We start from the raw sequence: 15,133 nt of genomic DNA, 5'->3' as shown, positions 1-15,133 counted from the left end.
ACCCGGGCCGGGCACCCGAGCATCCCGATACGCGAAAAGAGTGGCCTCGGTGCGTCCGAAGGCCACTCTTTTCGTGCAGCTGTGCGGATCTGGGGCGGGGCGTGAAGGTGCGGGTCAGACGGCGGCGACGGCGGGCTCGGCGGCCCGGTCGGCGTGCGGTGCCGGGGCGAGCGGGCGGCGCTCCCGGGTCGACCAGAGCACGGCCAGGGTGGCCAGCAGCACCAGGCAGGAGCCGAGCATGTGCGCGGCGACCAGCACCGCCGGCAGGTGGGTGAAGTACTGCACGAAGCCGATCAGGCCCTGACCCAGCTCGACCGCGACCAGCACCACGGCGGCCCGGGTGGCCCGCTCGGCGCCCACCGCGCGGAACGCGAAGACCAGCGCGATCGAGAGGCCGATCAGCAGGAAGACCCCGTCGGCGTGCACCTGCGAGATCGACTCCGGGTCGAGGCCGTTGCGCGCCGCGCCCTGGTCGCCGGCGTGCGGGCCGCTGCCGGTCACCCAGGTGCCGATCACCAGCACCGCCACGCTCACCATCGTGGTGAGCCGGGCGAGGGTGCGCAGCGGCGCCGGCACGGTGGGCGTGGCCGGCACGTCCGGCTCGCCGGTGCGCCGCCACAGGGCGTACGCGGCGGCGATCACCACCATCGAGGCGAGGAAGTGCAGCCCGACCACCCACGGGTTGAGGTTGGTCAGCACGGTGAACCCGCCGATCACGGCCTGGGCGGGGATGCCGAACAGCACGCCGATCGCGAGCGGCAGCAGCCCGCGCCGGCGGGGTCGCTGGGCCAGCACGGCGAGCACCACGGCGAGCGCGATCACGCCCACCGCGAAGGTGAGCAGCCGGTTGCCGAACTCGATCACCCCGTGCACGCCCATCTCCGGCGTGGTGGTGTACGACTCGTCGGTGCACCGGGGCCAGGTGGGGCAGCCGAGCCCGGAGGCGGTGAGCCGGACCGCCCCGCCGGTGACCACGATCGCCACGTTCGCGATGATCGAGGTGTACGCGAGGCGGCGCAGCAGCGCGGGGGAGACCGGGAACCGGACGGAAGGCTTCACGGAGCGAATCCTACGCACCGTAGTGGTCCCCGATCGGGTGACTCCGTTACCCCGGTGGTGGGGATCACCGGGGACCCGGTTTGCGGGCCCCCGGCGAATTACGTAACGTTGGCGTTGTGAAAAACGCGGCGGGCCTCTCCGGGCACCAGCCGGCGACCGGGCAGGTCGCCGGCGCCACCGCGTCCACCGATCTTTCCACCCGCGACCGGGTCACCCAGCTGCTGCTGGAGCGGGGCGCGACCACCGCCGCCCAGCTCGGCTCCGCGCTCGGGCTCAGCCCGGCGGCGATCCGCCGGCACCTGGACGCGATGCTCGCCGACGGCGACGTGGTCGCCCGGGAGCAGGTCGTCCGGGGCAGCCGGGGGCGGGGCCGCCCGGCGAAGGTCTTCGTGCTGACCGAGGCGGGGCGGGTGCGCTGCGGCACCCACCACTACGACAACATGGCCACCGCCGCGCTGCGCTGGATCGCCCGCACCGGCGGCCCGGAGGCGGTCGAGGAGTTCGCCGCCGAGCAGGTCTCCGCGCTGGAGGCCCGCTGCCGGGCCGCGATGGAGGACGCCGGCGACGACCCGCTCGCGCGGGCGGAGGCGCTCGCGGGGGCGCTGACCGCCGAGGGCTACGCTGCCAACGCGTCCACGATCGCCTCCGGCGGCCAGCTCTGCCAGCACCACTGCCCGGTGGCGCACGTGGCCGCCGAGTTCCCGCAGCTGTGCGAGGCCGAGACGGCGGTGATCTCCCGTCTGGTCGGCACCCACGTGCAGCGCCTGGCCACCATCGCGCACGGCGACGGGGTGTGCACCACGCACATCCCGGCCCAGCCGCGTCAGAGCCCGCGCGCGGGCTCTCCGTCCGGTAACACCGTCACCACTGTGAGGACAGATAGATGACCGAGCAGATCGTCCAGCCCCTGACCCAGGAGGAGCAGCTCGCCGCCCTCGGTCGCTACGAGTACGGCTGGGCCGACCCCGACGTCGCCGGGGCGTCCGCCCAGCGCGGCCTCAACGAGGCGGTGGTGCGGGACATCTCGGCGAAGAAGAACGAGCCGGCCTGGATGCTCGACCTGCGCCTGAAGGGCCTGCGGCTGTTCGAGCGCAAGCCGATGCCGGCCTGGGGCGCCGACCTCACCGGGATCGACTTCGACAACATTAAGTACTTCGTCCGGTCCACCGAGAAGCAGGCCGCCTCCTGGGAGGACCTGCCCGAGGACATCAAGAACACCTACGACAAGCTGGGCATCCCCGAGGCGGAGAAGCAGCGGCTGATCGCCGGTGTCGCGGCGCAGTACGAGTCCGAGGTCGTCTACCACAAGATCCGTGAGGACCTGGAGGAGCAGGGTGTCGTCTTCCTCGACACCGACACTGCCCTCAAGGAGCACGAGGACCTGTTCAAGGAGTACTTCGGCACGGTGATCCCGGTCGGCGACAACAAGTTCGCCGCGCTGAACACCTCCGTCTGGTCCGGTGGCTCGTTCATCTACGTGCCGAAGGGCGTGCACGTGGAGATCCCGCTGCAGGCCTACTTCCGGATCAACACGGAGAACATGGGCCAGTTCGAGCGGACGCTGATCATCGTCGACGAGGGCGCGTACGTGCACTACGTCGAGGGCTGCACCGCGCCCATCTACTCCTCGGACTCGCTGCACAGCGCCGTGGTCGAGATCGTCGTCAAGAAGAACGCCCGCTGCCGCTACACGACCATCCAGAACTGGTCGAACAACGTCTACAACCTGGTCACCAAGCGCGCCGTCTGCCACGAGGGCGCGACCATGGAGTGGATCGACGGCAACATCGGCTCCAAGGTCACCATGAAGTACCCGGCGGTCTACATGACCGGCGAGCACGCCAAGGGCGAGGTGCTCTCGGTGGCCATGGCCGGCGAGGGCCAGCACCAGGACGCCGGCGCCAAGATGGTGCACGCCGCGCCGCACACCTCCTCGACCATCGTGTCGAAGTCGATCGCCCGGGGCGGCGGCCGCACCTCGTACCGCGGCCTGGTGCAGGTGCTGGAGGGTTCGCACAGCAGCCGGAGCACCGTCAAGTGCGACGCGCTGCTGGTCGACACCATCTCCCGCTCGGACACCTACCCGTACGTCGACATCCGCGAGGACGACGTGTCGATGGGTCACGAGGCGACCGTCTCCAAGGTCAGCGAGGACCAGCTCTTCTACCTGATGAGCCGGGGCCTGAGCGAGGACGAGGCGATGGCGATGATCGTGCGCGGCTTCATCGAGCCGATCGCCAAGGAGCTGCCGATGGAGTACGCCCTGGAGCTCAACCGCCTGATCGAGCTCCAGATGGAGGGCGCGGTCGGCTGACCCCGGCCACCCGACGACCGCTCCGGGTCGCGGCGCTGGCGGCAGCCGCGCCGCGCCGGAGTGGTCGCCCGGCGGGCCGGTCGCGCCGGTCCGCGGACACCGCACGAAACACCGCCGTCGCAGAACAGCAAGGAAGAGATGACTACCCAGGCTTCCGCGCCGCCCGCCACCAAGTCGCAGGCGCTCCGCTCGTACGACGTCGCCGACTTCCCGGCCCTCACCGGCTTGGAGGAGGAGTGGCGTTTCACCCCGCTCAAGCGCCTGCGCGGCCTGGCCGGTGGGGCGCCGGCCGCGACCGGCACGGTCCGCCACGAGTACGCCGACCTGCCCGAGGGCGTCACCGTCAGCCGGATCGGCACGGACGACCCGCGGGTGGGTAGCGTGCTCACCCCGTTCGACCGGGTCAGCGCGCTGGCGTACGGCGGGGCCGGGCAGGCGCTGCTGGTGCAGGTCGCGCGGGACGCGGTGGTGACCGCGCCGGCGCGCCTGCGGGTGGTCGGCGAGGGCGCCGACACGCTCGCCTTCGGCCACACCTTCGTCGAGGTGGGCCGGTTCGCCGAGGTGACCCTCGTGCTGGAGCACGCCGGTTCCGCCACCCTCGCCGACAACGTCGAGGTGGCCGTGGCCGACGGCGCGAAGCTGACCCTGGTCACCGTCGCCGACTGGGCCGACGACGCCGTCCAGGCGCAGCACCTCAAGGTGCGGCTGGGCCGCGACGCCAAGGTGATCCACGTCCAGGTGAGCCTCGGCGGCGACCTGGTCCGGCAGTACACCTCGGTGGAGTACGGCGACCGGGGCGGCGAGGCCGAGCTGTACGGCGTCTACTTCGCCGACTCCGGCCAGCACCTGGAGCACCGGCAGCTGGTCGACCACACGGTGCCGGACTGCCGCAGCTACGTCGGCTACCGCGGTGCCCTGCAGGGCGACAGCGCGCACACGGTCTGGGTCGGTGACGTGCTGATCCGGGCCGAGGCGACCGGCACCGACACGTACGAGATCAACCGGAACCTGCTGCTCACCGACGGTGCCCGCGCGGACTCCGTACCCAACCTGGAGATCGAGACCGGCGAGATCGCCGGCGCCGGCCACGCCAGCGCGACCGGCCGCTTCGACGACGAGCAGCTCTTCTACCTGATGGCCCGCGGCATCCCGGCGGAGGAGGCCCGCCGCCTGGTGGTGCGCGGCTTCTTCGCCGAGCTGATCAACAAGATCCCGGTCGAGGAGCTGCGCGAGCGGCTCGGTGACGCGATCGAGGCCCGGCTGACCAAGGCCGGCGTCTGATGATCAGGATCTGCGCGACCGAGGACGTGCCGAAGGGCACCGCGATCAGCGCCGACGTGGACGGCACCCAGATCGCGATCGTGCACGGCGAGGACGACAACTTCTACGCCGTGTACGACGAGTGCTCGCACGCCGCGGTGGCCCTCTCCGAGGGCGAGATCGAGGGGTGCACGCTGGAATGCTGGCTGCACGGATCCCGTTTCGACCTGCGTACCGGTGAGCCCACCGGGCTGCCCGCGACCGAACCCGTTCCCGTCTATCCCGTCGAAGTCCGCGACGGCGACATCTACGTCAGCCTGACGCCGAGCAATGGAGTGACCCGATAATGAGCACCCTGGAGATCCGCGACCTGAAGGTGTCGGTCAAGCTGCCCGAGGGTGAGCTCAAGCCGATCCTGCACGGAGTCGACCTGACCGTGAAGTCGGGCGAGACCCACGCGATCATGGGCCCGAACGGCTCCGGCAAGTCGACCCTGGCGTACTCGATCGCCGGTCACCCCAAGTACGAGATCACCGGCGGCTCGGTGACCCTCGACGGCGAGGACGTGCTGGCCATGTCCGTCGACGAGCGGGCCCGCGTCGGCCTGTTCCTGGCCATGCAGTACCCGGTCGAGGTGCCGGGCGTCTCGGTGGCCAACTTCCTGCGTACCGCCAAGACCGCCATCGACGGCGAGGCGCCGAAGCTGCGCACCTGGGCCGGCGAGCTGCGCGGCGCCATGGAGAAGCTGCAGATGGACCCGGCGTTCGCCCAGCGCAACGTCAACGAGGGCTTCTCCGGCGGCGAGAAGAAGCGGCACGAGATCGTGCAGCTGGAGCTGCTCAAGCCGAAGATGGCGATCCTCGACGAGACCGACTCCGGCCTCGACGTGGACGCGCTGCGCGTGGTCAGCGAGGGCGTGAACCGGGTCCGCGACACCGGCGACACCGGCCTGCTGCTGATCACCCACTACACCCGGATCCTGCGCTACATCAAGCCCGACTTCGTGCACGTCTTCGTGGCCGGCCGGATCGTCGAGCAGGGCGGCCCGGAGCTGGCCGACAAGCTCGAGGAAGAGGGCTACGAGCGGTACGTCGCCGGGGCCGGTTCGGCGCGGGCCTGAGAGCCGGAAGGGCCGCGGAGATGACCACCATCGCCATCCCGGAGGGGATGCCGCAGTACGACGACGTGCCGCGTTTCGACGTGGCCACGGTGCGCGCCGACTTCCCGATCCTGGACCGGGAGATCAACGGGCACCGGCTGGTCTATCTCGACAGCGCCAACACCTCGCACAAGCCGCGGCAGGTGCTCGACGTGCTCGCCGAGCACTACGCGCGGCACAACGCCAACGTGTCGCGCTCGGTGCACACCCTGGGCACCGAGGCGACCGAGGCGTACGAGGGGGCCCGGGCGAAGATCGCCGCGTTCATCAACGCGCCGAGTGTGGACGAGGTGGTGTTCACCAAGAACTCCACCGAGGCGATCAACCTGGTGGCGTACGCGTTCTCCAACGCCTCGCCGCGGGCCGACGCCGACCCCCGGTTCCGGCTCGGCCCCGGCGACGAGATCGTGATCTCCGAGATGGAGCACCACTCGAACATCGTCCCGTGGCAGCTCCTGGCGGAGCGGACCGGTGCCACGCTGCGCTGGTTCCCGGTCACCGACCACGGCCGGCTGGACGAGTCGGGGCTGGATGACCTGGTCACCGAGCGGACGAAGATCGTCTCGCTGGTGCACACCTCCAACATCCTCGGCACGGTCAACGCCACCGCGCGGATCACCCAGCGGGTCCGCGAGGTGGGCGCGCTGCTGCTGCTGGACTGCTCGCAGTCGGTGCCGCACATGCCGATGGACGTGGTCGACTACGACGCCGACTTCATCGTCTTCACGGGGCACAAGATGTGCGGCCCGACCGGCATCGGCGTGCTCTGGGGCCGGGCGGAGCTGCTGGCCGCGATGCCGCCGGTGCTCGGCGGCGGGTCGATGATCGAGACCGTGACGATGGCGCGGTCGACGTTCGCCGCGCCGCCGGCCCGGTTCGAGGCGGGCACCCCGCCGATCGCCGAGGCGGTCGCGCTCGGCGCGGCGGTGGACTACCTCAGCGGGATCGGCATGCGCGCGATCCAGTGGCACGAGAAGGAGCTGACGGCGTACGCGCTGGACGCCCTCGCCACCGTGCCGGGGCTGCGCATCTTCGGCCCGAACGTGCCGGTCGGCCGGGGCGGGACGATCTCGTTCGCGCTCGGCGACGTGCACCCGCACGACGTCGGGCAGGTGCTCGACTCGCTCGGCGTGCAGGTGCGGGTGGGGCACCACTGCGCGAAGCCGGTGTGCACCCGATTCGGTGTGCCGGCCATGACGCGGGCGTCGTTCTACCTGTACACCACGACGGAGGAGATCGACGCGCTGGTGGCCGGTCTCGAGCAGGTGCGGAAGGTGTTCGGCTGATGCAGCTCGACCAGCTCTACCAGGAGATCATCCTGGACCACTACAAGCACCCGCACGGCCGTGGCCTGCGGGAGACGGCGGACCCGGCCGCCCGGGTCGGCGAGGCGCACCACGTCAACCCGACCTGCGGCGACGAGATCACCGTGCGGGTGGCCACCGACGGCAAGGTGTTCACCGACATCTCGTACGACGGAATGGGCTGCTCGATCAGCCAGGCGTCGGCGAGCGTGCTGCACGAGCTGCTGCGCGGCCGGGCCGCGGACGACGCCGCCGTGGTGCACGAGGCGTTCGTCGAGCTGATGTCCGGGCGTGGCCAGGTCACGCCGGACGAGGAAGTGCTCGGTGACGGGGTGGCGTTCGCGGGTGTCGCGCGCTACCCGGCCCGGGTGAAGTGTGCGTTGCTGTCGTGGATGGCGTTCAAGGACGCCGCGGCACGCGCCGGGGTGGGCGTGAGCCCGACGGAGGTAGAGGCATGAGCAGCGAGGACACCACCACGCCGGAGACCGGCGCCGTGGCGACCGACGGCGCGGCGACGCCGGCCACCGGCGGAGCCGCCCCGGCCGGCGGCGGCAAGGCCGCGCTCGCCGACATCGAGGAGGCGATGAAGGACGTCGTCGACCCGGAGCTGGGCATCAACGTGGTCGACCTGGGCCTGGTGTACGGCATCCACGTCGACGACGAGAACGTCGCCACCCTGGACATGACGCTGACCTCGGCGGCCTGCCCGCTCACCGACGTGATCGAGGACCAGGCCCGGCAGGCGCTGACCACGGGCCCGGGCGGCGGACTGGTCAACGACATCCGGATCAACTGGGTGTGGCTGCCGCCGTGGGGCCCTGACAAGATCACCGACGAGGGCCGGGACCAGCTCCGGTCCCTCGGCTTCAACGTCTGAGCCGGCTTCCGCCGGTCACCCGTCGAGCGCGGCATCCCTCAGGGGTGCCGCGCTCGACGCGTCTGCACCCCCGCCGGGCTGCCGCCCTTGAAGATCACGCTCGATCCTGGATGCAGTGGCCTCGCGGTGATCGTGCGGCCCCTACATCCAGGACGTAGTGGCCTCACGATCCAGGCGGGGCGGGGCGGGGCGCGGGAAACCCGGTGGCGGGGCGGGGGAGCGGGGCGCAGCATGGCGGGGTGATCGAGGCGTACCCGAAGCAGGTTCCTGTCCGCGCGGCGATTGTCGCGCGTCGACAGCGCACCGCGCCGCGGCCCGCCTCGACCCGCCCCCGACCGTCGTGAGCGGGGCGTTCCTCGCCGGCCTGATCGCCGGCTACGGCGTCGCCATCCCGGTCGGCGCGATCGCGATCCTCATCCTCGGGCTCAGCGCGCGTACCGGGTTCCGGGTCGGTGCGGCGGCCGCGTTCGGGGTGGCCACCGCCGATGGCCTCTACGCCGCCGTCGCGGCACTCGGCGGCGCGGCGGTGGCCGCGCGGCTCGCGCCGTTCGGCGGACCGTTGCGCTGGGTCGCCGCCGGGGTGCTGCTCGCCCTCGCCGGGCACGGAGCCTGGCGAGCGCTGCGCGCCACCGGCCCGGCCCGGGCGGCCGTCGGGCGGGGCGGCCTGGATACCCCGGTGCGGGCGTTCACCGCGATCCTCGCGCTGACCCTGCTCAACCCCGCCACCATCGTCTACTTCGCGGCCCTGGTCCTCGGCCGGAGTGACGTGGGCGGTTCGAGCACGAGCGCCGCGGTGCTCTTCACCCTCGGCGCCTTTCTGGCCTCGGCCAGTTGGCAGTTGCTGATCGCCGGGGGCGGCACGCTGATCGGCCGGGCGCTCACCGGTGCCCGTGGGCGCCGGATCACCGCACTGCTGTCCAGCGCCATCATAGCGGCGCTCGCCGTCGCCACTCTGCTCGGCGGCTGAGATCGTCCACCTTGGACGACGCTGAGTATGACAGTCTCATGACGGAAGCGCTGCGGATCTGTGACAACGACATCGGTCGAATCGGCAGGTCGGGCCGCCGAACGCCCGATTCTCGTTCCCATCTCCGACGGCCGATGTTCGGTCGTCGGGCCGGTCGCACCCGCCCGCGCCGACGGTGACCTGTGCCGATGCCTGCCGGCCGGCGGACGCCGGACGCCGTCCTGGCAGAGCCACCTCCGCTTTCCGGGTGATGCTCGGAGTCCGTCGTACGCCTAGGGTTTCTGACCAATCTGTGGATCACCCGCGTACGCCCGGTCACCCCCCGGTGCGCGGGCCGGTTCCACCCTCCACTGAGCAGGGAGACGACTTGAGGATCACTCTGGTACGTCCGCCGCGCGATCCGGAACCGAACGCTCGGTCGCGGCGCGGGCGGATCGCTGCCCTCCTGGTCGCCGCGCTGGCCGCGGCGGCGCTTCCCGTCCTCGCGGCACCCGCGCCGGCCTCCGCCGCGCCGTCCGGCAACGGTCCGTGGCACAAGGTCGACGGCCAGCCGACGCCCACCAAGGCGGGCCGGAAGGCCACCGTCAACGCCGAGCGGCTGGCGGCGTACACGTTGGACCGCAGCAGCATGCAGAGCCTGCTCGACAAGGCTCCGGCGGAGCAGCGCCGCGGGCTGGCGCGCGCCGCACGGCAGGTGGTGTCGCTGCCCGCTCCCGACGGGACGTTCCAGCGCTTCGAGCTGGTGGACTCGCCGGTGATGGAGGCCGGCCTGGCCGCGGCGCACCCCGAGATCACCACGTACGCCGGCAAGGGCCTGGACGACCCGAGCGCGACCATCCGGGCGGACCTCACCCCGCTCGGCTTCCACGCCTCGGTTCGCTCGGCCAGCGGCAACTGGTACATCGACCCCTACTACCACCTCGACCAGAGCCTGTACGCGAGCTACTTCGCCCGCGACCTGGAGAACCCGCACGGCGAGTTCGTCGAGCGGGAGGACGTGGAGTCGGCGGCGCACGCGCTCGCGGACGAGGTGGCCGCGGCCCAGGCGGAGGTCCCCGCCGGACCGCTGGTGAAGCTGCGCACCTACCGGGTGGCGCTGGTGACCGACCCCTCCTACGCCAACTTCTTCGGCGCGGAGAACGTCACCGCCGCCAAGGTAACCCTGATGAACCGGGTCACCCAGATCTACGAGGACGAGACCGCGATCCGGCTCGTCCTGATCAACGACACCGCGAAGACCAACCTGAACACGCCCGCCCTGGCCACCGAGCCGAACGGCCCGTGCGGCGCGGCGGCCTGCTTCACCACGGCGCAGCTCAGCTCGTGCGGCGGCGGCACGCTCAGCCGTAACCGGATCGTGCTCGGCCAGCTCGTCGGTGCCAGCAACTACGACGTCGGCCACATCGGCCTGGGCGTCAACGGCGGCGGCGTGGCCAGCCTCGGCGTGATCGGCGGCAACAGCAAGGCCCAGGGCTGCACCGGCCTGCCGACGCCGATCGGCGACTTCTACGCGGTGGACTACGTGGCACACGAGATGGGCCACCAGTTCGCCGGCAACCACACCTTCAACGGCACGCAGTACAACTGCTCGGGCGGCAACCGGAGCGCGGCCAACTCGTACGAGCCGGGTAGCGGGTCGTCCATCATGGCGTACGCCGGCATCTGCCAGCAGGACAACCTCCAGCCGCACAGCGACCCGTACTGGTCGCACCGCAGCTACACCGAGATCACCACCTACGTCACGTCGAGCCGCGCGGCGATCAACGAGGTGCAGACCGTCTCGCTGTACGGCTTCGACACCGACGGCGACTCGTTCACGATCCGCTACAACGGCACCGACTCGGCGCCGATCGTGCGCGGGACCAACTACACCACCACCGGCATCAAGGCCACCATCGAGGGGATCGCCGGCTGGCCGGCCGGCGCGACCGTCACCGTGGCCGCCTTCGGCGGCAGCGGCACCCTGAACGACACCGGGTTCCAGGTGACCTTCGGCGGCACGCTGGCCACCACCAACGTGGCGTCGCTCGAGCTCACCAACGCCTCCGGTTTCGTCGGTGAGACGGCCAAGGGCGGTGCCATCGACAACGGCGGTTTCCTGGTCGAGGAGACCGCCAACCACGCGCCGGTGGTGACCGTGCCGGGCACCGTCACCATCCCGGTGCGTACCCCGTTCGCGCTGACCGGCAGCGCCACCGACGCCGACGGCGACACGGTGACGTACCTGTGGGAGCAGAACGACCGGGGCGGCAGCGCCGGCACCGCGCTGGTGAACAACACCAAGACCAACGGACCGCTGTTCCGGGTGTTCGGCGAGGCGGCGTACGTGTCGCCGAGCGACACCCTCAAGTACCACTCGCCGGGCCAGAACGCGGTGACCACCAACTCGACCCGGGTGTTCCCGGACATGAAGCAGATCCTGGCGGGCAACACCAACGCCAGGACGGGCGCCTGCCCGGCCGCTCCGGCGCCGCCGCCCACCGGGGGCGCCTCGAACGTGCCGGCCGACCTCGTCGACTGCTACTCCGAGTTCCTGCCCACCCGGGACTGGGTCGGCTTCACCAACGACCGGACCATGCACTTCAAGCTCACCGCCCGGGACGGGCGACTGGGCGGCGGCGGCGTCGGCAGCGCCGACGTCGCGGTGGTGCTGGCGCCGAACGCGGGTCCGTTCCTGGTCACCTCGCAGGACACCGCCGCCGTCCTGGACGGTGGCTCGACCCAGACGGTGACCTGGGACGTGGCCGGCACCGACGCGGCGCCGGTGAACGCCGGCCAGGTGAAGATCTCGCTCTCCGCCGACGGCGGGCTGACCTTCCCGTACGTGCTGGCCGAGAACACGGCGAACACCGGCACCGCCACGGTGACGCTGCCGAACGTGGCGACCAAGCAGGCCCGGATCAAGATCGAGGCGGTCGGCAACGTCTTCTTCGATGTCAACGACGCCGACTTCACCATCCGGTCCGCCCCCGTGGTCTCCCACGACGCCCCGGCCAGCGGGGACCGCGTCCAGTACAGCGACGCGCTCTCCCCGACGGCCACCGTGTCGGCGACCGACGGTGACACCGCCGGCGCGGCGCTGACCGCGTCCGCCGCGGGGCTGCCCACCGGCCTGTCCCTGGCCGTGTCGGACACCTCCGCGGCGGACGCCCGCCCCGGCACCCGGAGTTGGACGGTCACCGGCACCACCACGGCGGCCCCGGGTGACTACCCGGTCACCGTGACGGTGTCCGACGGGACCGGCCTGGCCGGCAGCACCTCGTTCACCATCGCGGTCACCGCCGAGGACGCGGCGGCGACCTGGGCCGGCGACACGCTGGTGACCACCGCGACCAGCGGTGCCCCCGGCACGGCCCTGCTGCGGGCCGTCGTGCAGGACAGCTCGGTGCTGCCTGCGGCGACGGACACCACCGCGGGTGACATCCGCACCGCGACGGTCACCTTCACCGAGGGCGGCGTGCCGCTCTGCACCGGCGTGCTGGACCTGCTCGGCGCGGAGACCACCAGCGCGTCCGCGGCGTGCGAGGCCAGCCTGGCGGCGGGCACGCACACCGTCACCGCGACGGTCGGCGGCCACTACACGGGCAGCACCACCGCACAGGTGACGGTCGCCGTCTCCGACGGCGGGTTCCTCACCGGCGACGGCGAGCTCACCGTCGCCCGCTCCGCGGGGGCGTACCCGGCCGACGCGAACTCGAAGGTCGCGGTGGACCTGACCGCGAAGCCCGCCACGACCACGAAGGCCGCCTCCGGCAACGCCCAGATCGAGTTCCGCTCCGGCGGGAAGGCCTACACGATCAAGGCCGGCACCGTCGACGGGCTCGGGGTCACCTCGGCCGGCACGGTCGCCCAGGTGCGCTACCAGGCCAGCCTGTACGACAGCAACGGCAAGCTAGTGGCCAGCGGCCTCACGCTGGCGGTGACGGTGACCGACCGGGGCGCCCCCGGCCGGGATGACACCGTCGCGGTCACCCTGTGGCACGGCGGCGCCCTGCTCTTCTCGTCCGACTGGACGGGGAACGGGACCGCCGAGGTCAGCCTGACGGGCGGGAACCTCACCGTCCACTGACCGACGGAGAACGCGGGAGGACGCCGAGCCGGTGTCCTCCCGCGTTCCCATTTCCCGCCGTGTCGTACCGTCGTCGCATGAGCAGTCGACCCGCGGCCGGCGGCGGCCGGTGGGTCGAGCTGGACCCGACCCGCGTCGCCCGCTGGGTCCAGCGCTTCGCCGACCGGCACGGCCCGCCCACCACCACCGTCCAGGGGTACGGGCTGCTGCTCGCCGCCCCGGACGGCGCGACCGCCGAATTGCACCGCCCGCCCGGCGCCCCGCCGAGCGCCGACGTACCCGGGTTCGTGGCCGCCGCCGGCGCACCGCGGCGGCTCGGCCTGCTGCTGGCCCGCAAGGGCGCGGTGGCGGTCGGCGTCGCCGACGGGACGGAGCTGATCGTCTCCAAGGTGGACACCCGATACGTGCAGGGCCGCACCGCCGCGGGTGGCTGGTCGCAGCAGCGGTTCGCCCGGCGACGGGAAAACCAGGCGAAGGCGGCCCTGGGCGACGCGGTGGAGCTGGCCGTACGGCTACTGCTGCCGGAGGCGGCGACCCTGGCCGCGCTGGTCTGCGGCGGTGACCGCCGGGCGGTGGACACCGTGCTGGCCGACCGCCGGCTGGCCCCGCTCGCCACCCGGCGCGCCGACCGGCTGCTCGACGTGCCCGAGCCCCGGCACGCGGTGCTGGTCAACGCGATCACCGCGGCCCGCGCGGTGCACGTCCTGGTCCGCGAACCCGACCGCGACTGACCCGGCCACGCACCTGGCGCACCGGCCTGCTCGGGCTGGCGATGTCCTGGCGACCTCGCGGTGCCTCCCGGTCTACCCAGGATCGTGACAGAACGTGGCGGGCCTCCGGTTCAGGTCTTGGACACGCAGAGTGACCGAGTGTGCGATTTTGCTCGGTTGCCGGCTCCCCGATCCGAGTCGGTTGACCAGCTGTTTCTCTTTCGCCCCGGTCAGACGGAACGGTCCGCCGCCCTCCCTTTGCTCTGCAGCCACATACGCAGCGTTCACCCACCGTGGCCGCTGCGCATGTGGCTGCAGAGCAAAGGGGGCGCGTGGGGTTGGGGGCCCCACTGCAGAATGTGACGGTCGGTGAGGAGGCCAGCCCTGGTCGCCGGCCCGGTTGAGGTGGGCCAGCGCGGTGTCACGCCTGGAGCGACCCCCTCGACTGCCCACCCGCGGCGGGGGTTAACAACTGCTCGGACTTGGGTGTTCTCTAGTGTTCTTATGCGTGCTATGGTGATCGGGTGAATTTGAAGGAGTGGGCGGCGTCTCAGGGCATCGCGTATGTCACCGCGCGGCGGCAGTACGCGGCTGGGACGTTGCCGGTTCCTACTTACCGGTTGGGCCGGCTCATCATGGTGGGTGAGCCGCTGCCTGCTGTCTCGGCTGGCGCCGAGCGGGTGGTGGTGTACGCCCGGGTCTCGTCGGCCGAGCAGCGTGCTGACCTTGACCGGCAGGTCGCTCGGGTCGTCACGTGGGCGACCGGGCAGGACCTGCCGGTGTCGCAGGTGGTGACCGAGGTCGGGTCCGCGCTGAACGGGCAGCGTAAGAAGTTCCTCGCGCTGCTGCGCGACCCGGCGGTTACGACCATCGTGGTGGAACACCGCGACAGGTTCGCCCGCTTCGGCGCCGAGTACGTCGAGGCGGCGCTGGCCGCGCAGGGCCGCAAGCTGTTGGTGGTCGACCCGGCCGAGGTTGATGACGATCTGGTCCGGGACGTCACGGAGATCTTGACCTTGTTGTGCGCGCGTCTCTACGGCCGTCGGGCTGCGGCGGATCGGGTGCGCCGGGCGGTCGAGGCCGCCACCACACAGGACCCGCCGTCGTGAAGGTGATACAGGCCTACCGGTTCGCTCTGGACCTGACGCCGTCTCAGGAACGTGCCGTGCTCACCCACGCCGGCGCGGCCAGAGTGGCGTACAACTGGGGCCTGGCCCGGGTGAAGGCGGTCATGGACCAGCGCGCCGCCGAACGCACCTACGGTGTACCTGAGGAACTGCTGACCCCGGCCGTCGGGTGGAATCTCGCCGCGTTGCGCAAGGCGTGGAACCAGGCGAAGTCGGATGTGGCGCCGTGGTGGCCGGAGTGCTCCAAGGAGGCGTTCAACACCGGCCTCGACGCGCTCGCGCGGGGG

Annotated in this window: 14 protein-coding genes; 13 read left to right on the top strand and 1 reads right to left on the bottom strand. The window is 71.7% G+C overall.

Annotated features, from left to right (window positions below; genetic code table 11):
• Positions 1–114: 114 nt before the first annotated feature.
• Positions 115–1,077: a COX15/CtaA family protein gene (locus ACY34I_RS33780; RefSeq protein WP_462759229.1), complete on the bottom strand. Its 963-nt coding sequence runs from the start codon at positions 1,075–1,077 to the stop codon at positions 115–117.
• Positions 1,078–1,175: 98 nt separating this feature from the next.
• Here ACY34I_RS33780 and ACY34I_RS33775 point away from each other — a divergent pair, with 98 nt between their 5' ends.
• The 13 genes from ACY34I_RS33775 to ACY34I_RS33715 all read left to right on the top strand — a co-directional run.
• Positions 1,176–1,946 (top strand): helix-turn-helix transcriptional regulator, encoded by a 771-nt coding sequence (locus tag ACY34I_RS33775; protein ID WP_462759228.1) that lies wholly within the window; start codon positions 1,176–1,178, stop codon positions 1,944–1,946.
• Positions 1,943–3,373, top strand: a complete 1,431-nt coding sequence (sufB, locus tag ACY34I_RS33770) for a Fe-S cluster assembly protein SufB (protein WP_148804515.1) — start codon at positions 1,943–1,945, stop codon at positions 3,371–3,373. Before ACY34I_RS33775 ends, sufB begins: the two co-directional genes overlap by 4 nt.
• Before the next feature lie 138 nt (positions 3,374–3,511).
• Positions 3,512–4,654, top strand: coding sequence for a Fe-S cluster assembly protein SufD (gene sufD, locus ACY34I_RS33765; RefSeq protein WP_462759227.1), 1,143 nt, complete (start codon positions 3,512–3,514; stop codon positions 4,652–4,654).
• Entirely contained in the window at positions 4,654–4,980 is a 327-nt protein-coding gene (locus tag ACY34I_RS33760) for a non-heme iron oxygenase ferredoxin subunit (protein ID WP_073837971.1), read from the top strand. The genes sufD and ACY34I_RS33760 overlap by 1 nt, the downstream gene beginning before the upstream one ends.
• On the top strand, positions 4,980–5,753 hold the full coding sequence (gene sufC / locus ACY34I_RS33755) for a Fe-S cluster assembly ATPase SufC (RefSeq protein ID WP_462759226.1): 774 nt from the start codon (positions 4,980–4,982) through the stop codon (positions 5,751–5,753). Before ACY34I_RS33760 ends, sufC begins: the two co-directional genes overlap by 1 nt.
• A 20-nt stretch (positions 5,754–5,773) precedes the next feature.
• The gene (locus ACY34I_RS33750) at positions 5,774–7,078 is read left to right on the top strand and encodes a cysteine desulfurase (protein WP_462759225.1); all 1,305 of its coding nucleotides are present in this window, start codon (positions 5,774–5,776) and stop codon (positions 7,076–7,078) included.
• Entirely contained in the window at positions 7,078–7,554 is a 477-nt protein-coding gene (sufU, locus tag ACY34I_RS33745) for a Fe-S cluster assembly sulfur transfer protein SufU (RefSeq protein WP_462759224.1), read from the top strand. Before ACY34I_RS33750 ends, sufU begins: the two co-directional genes overlap by 1 nt.
• Positions 7,551–7,973 (top strand): metal-sulfur cluster assembly factor, encoded by a 423-nt coding sequence (locus ACY34I_RS33740; protein WP_462759223.1) that lies wholly within the window; start codon positions 7,551–7,553, stop codon positions 7,971–7,973. Before sufU ends, ACY34I_RS33740 begins: the two co-directional genes overlap by 4 nt.
• A gap of 340 nt (positions 7,974–8,313) precedes the next feature.
• Entirely contained in the window at positions 8,314–8,940 is a 627-nt protein-coding gene (locus ACY34I_RS33735; protein ID WP_462759222.1) for a LysE family transporter, read from the top strand.
• Between the two features lie 367 nt (positions 8,941–9,307).
• Positions 9,308–13,009 (top strand): M12 family metallo-peptidase, encoded by a 3,702-nt coding sequence (locus ACY34I_RS33730; RefSeq protein ID WP_462759221.1) that lies wholly within the window; start codon positions 9,308–9,310, stop codon positions 13,007–13,009.
• A gap of 77 nt (positions 13,010–13,086) precedes the next feature.
• On the top strand, positions 13,087–13,740 hold the full coding sequence (locus ACY34I_RS33725) for an acVLRF1 family peptidyl-tRNA hydrolase (RefSeq protein ID WP_462759220.1): 654 nt from the start codon (positions 13,087–13,089) through the stop codon (positions 13,738–13,740).
• A 503-nt stretch (positions 13,741–14,243) separates the two neighbouring features.
• Entirely contained in the window at positions 14,244–14,828 is a 585-nt protein-coding gene (locus ACY34I_RS33720; RefSeq protein WP_462759219.1) for an IS607 family transposase, read from the top strand.
• The coding region (locus ACY34I_RS33715; protein WP_462759218.1) for a helix-turn-helix domain-containing protein at positions 14,825–15,133 on the top strand (309 nt) is incomplete at its 3' end. The genes ACY34I_RS33720 and ACY34I_RS33715, both read left to right, overlap by 4 nt.

The sequence above is a fragment of the Micromonospora sp. RTBAU3-60 genome, from assembly GCF_054963695.1.
Note: the sequence above shows the minus strand (reverse complement) of the source record. Positions and strands in the feature narration are given on the sequence as shown.

Bases quoted from the DNA above. Each gene is read 5' to 3' on its own strand.
- sufB (WP_148804515.1), top strand. From the start codon at position 1,943: ATGACCGAGCAGATCGTCCAGCCCCTGACCCAGGAGGAGCAGCTCGCC.
- sufD (WP_462759227.1), top strand. From the start codon at position 3,512: ATGACTACCCAGGCTTCCGCGCCGCCCGCCACCAAGTCGCAGGCGCTC.
- ACY34I_RS33760 (WP_073837971.1), top strand. From the start codon at position 4,654: ATGATCAGGATCTGCGCGACCGAGGACGTGCCGAAGGGCACCGCGATC.
- sufC (WP_462759226.1), top strand. From the start codon at position 4,980: ATGAGCACCCTGGAGATCCGCGACCTGAAGGTGTCGGTCAAGCTGCCC.
- ACY34I_RS33750 (WP_462759225.1), top strand. From the start codon at position 5,774: ATGACCACCATCGCCATCCCGGAGGGGATGCCGCAGTACGACGACGTG.
- sufU (WP_462759224.1), top strand. From the start codon at position 7,078: ATGCAGCTCGACCAGCTCTACCAGGAGATCATCCTGGACCACTACAAG.
- ACY34I_RS33740 (WP_462759223.1), top strand. From the start codon at position 7,551: ATGAGCAGCGAGGACACCACCACGCCGGAGACCGGCGCCGTGGCGACC.
- ACY34I_RS33725 (WP_462759220.1), top strand. From the start codon at position 13,087: ATGAGCAGTCGACCCGCGGCCGGCGGCGGCCGGTGGGTCGAGCTGGAC.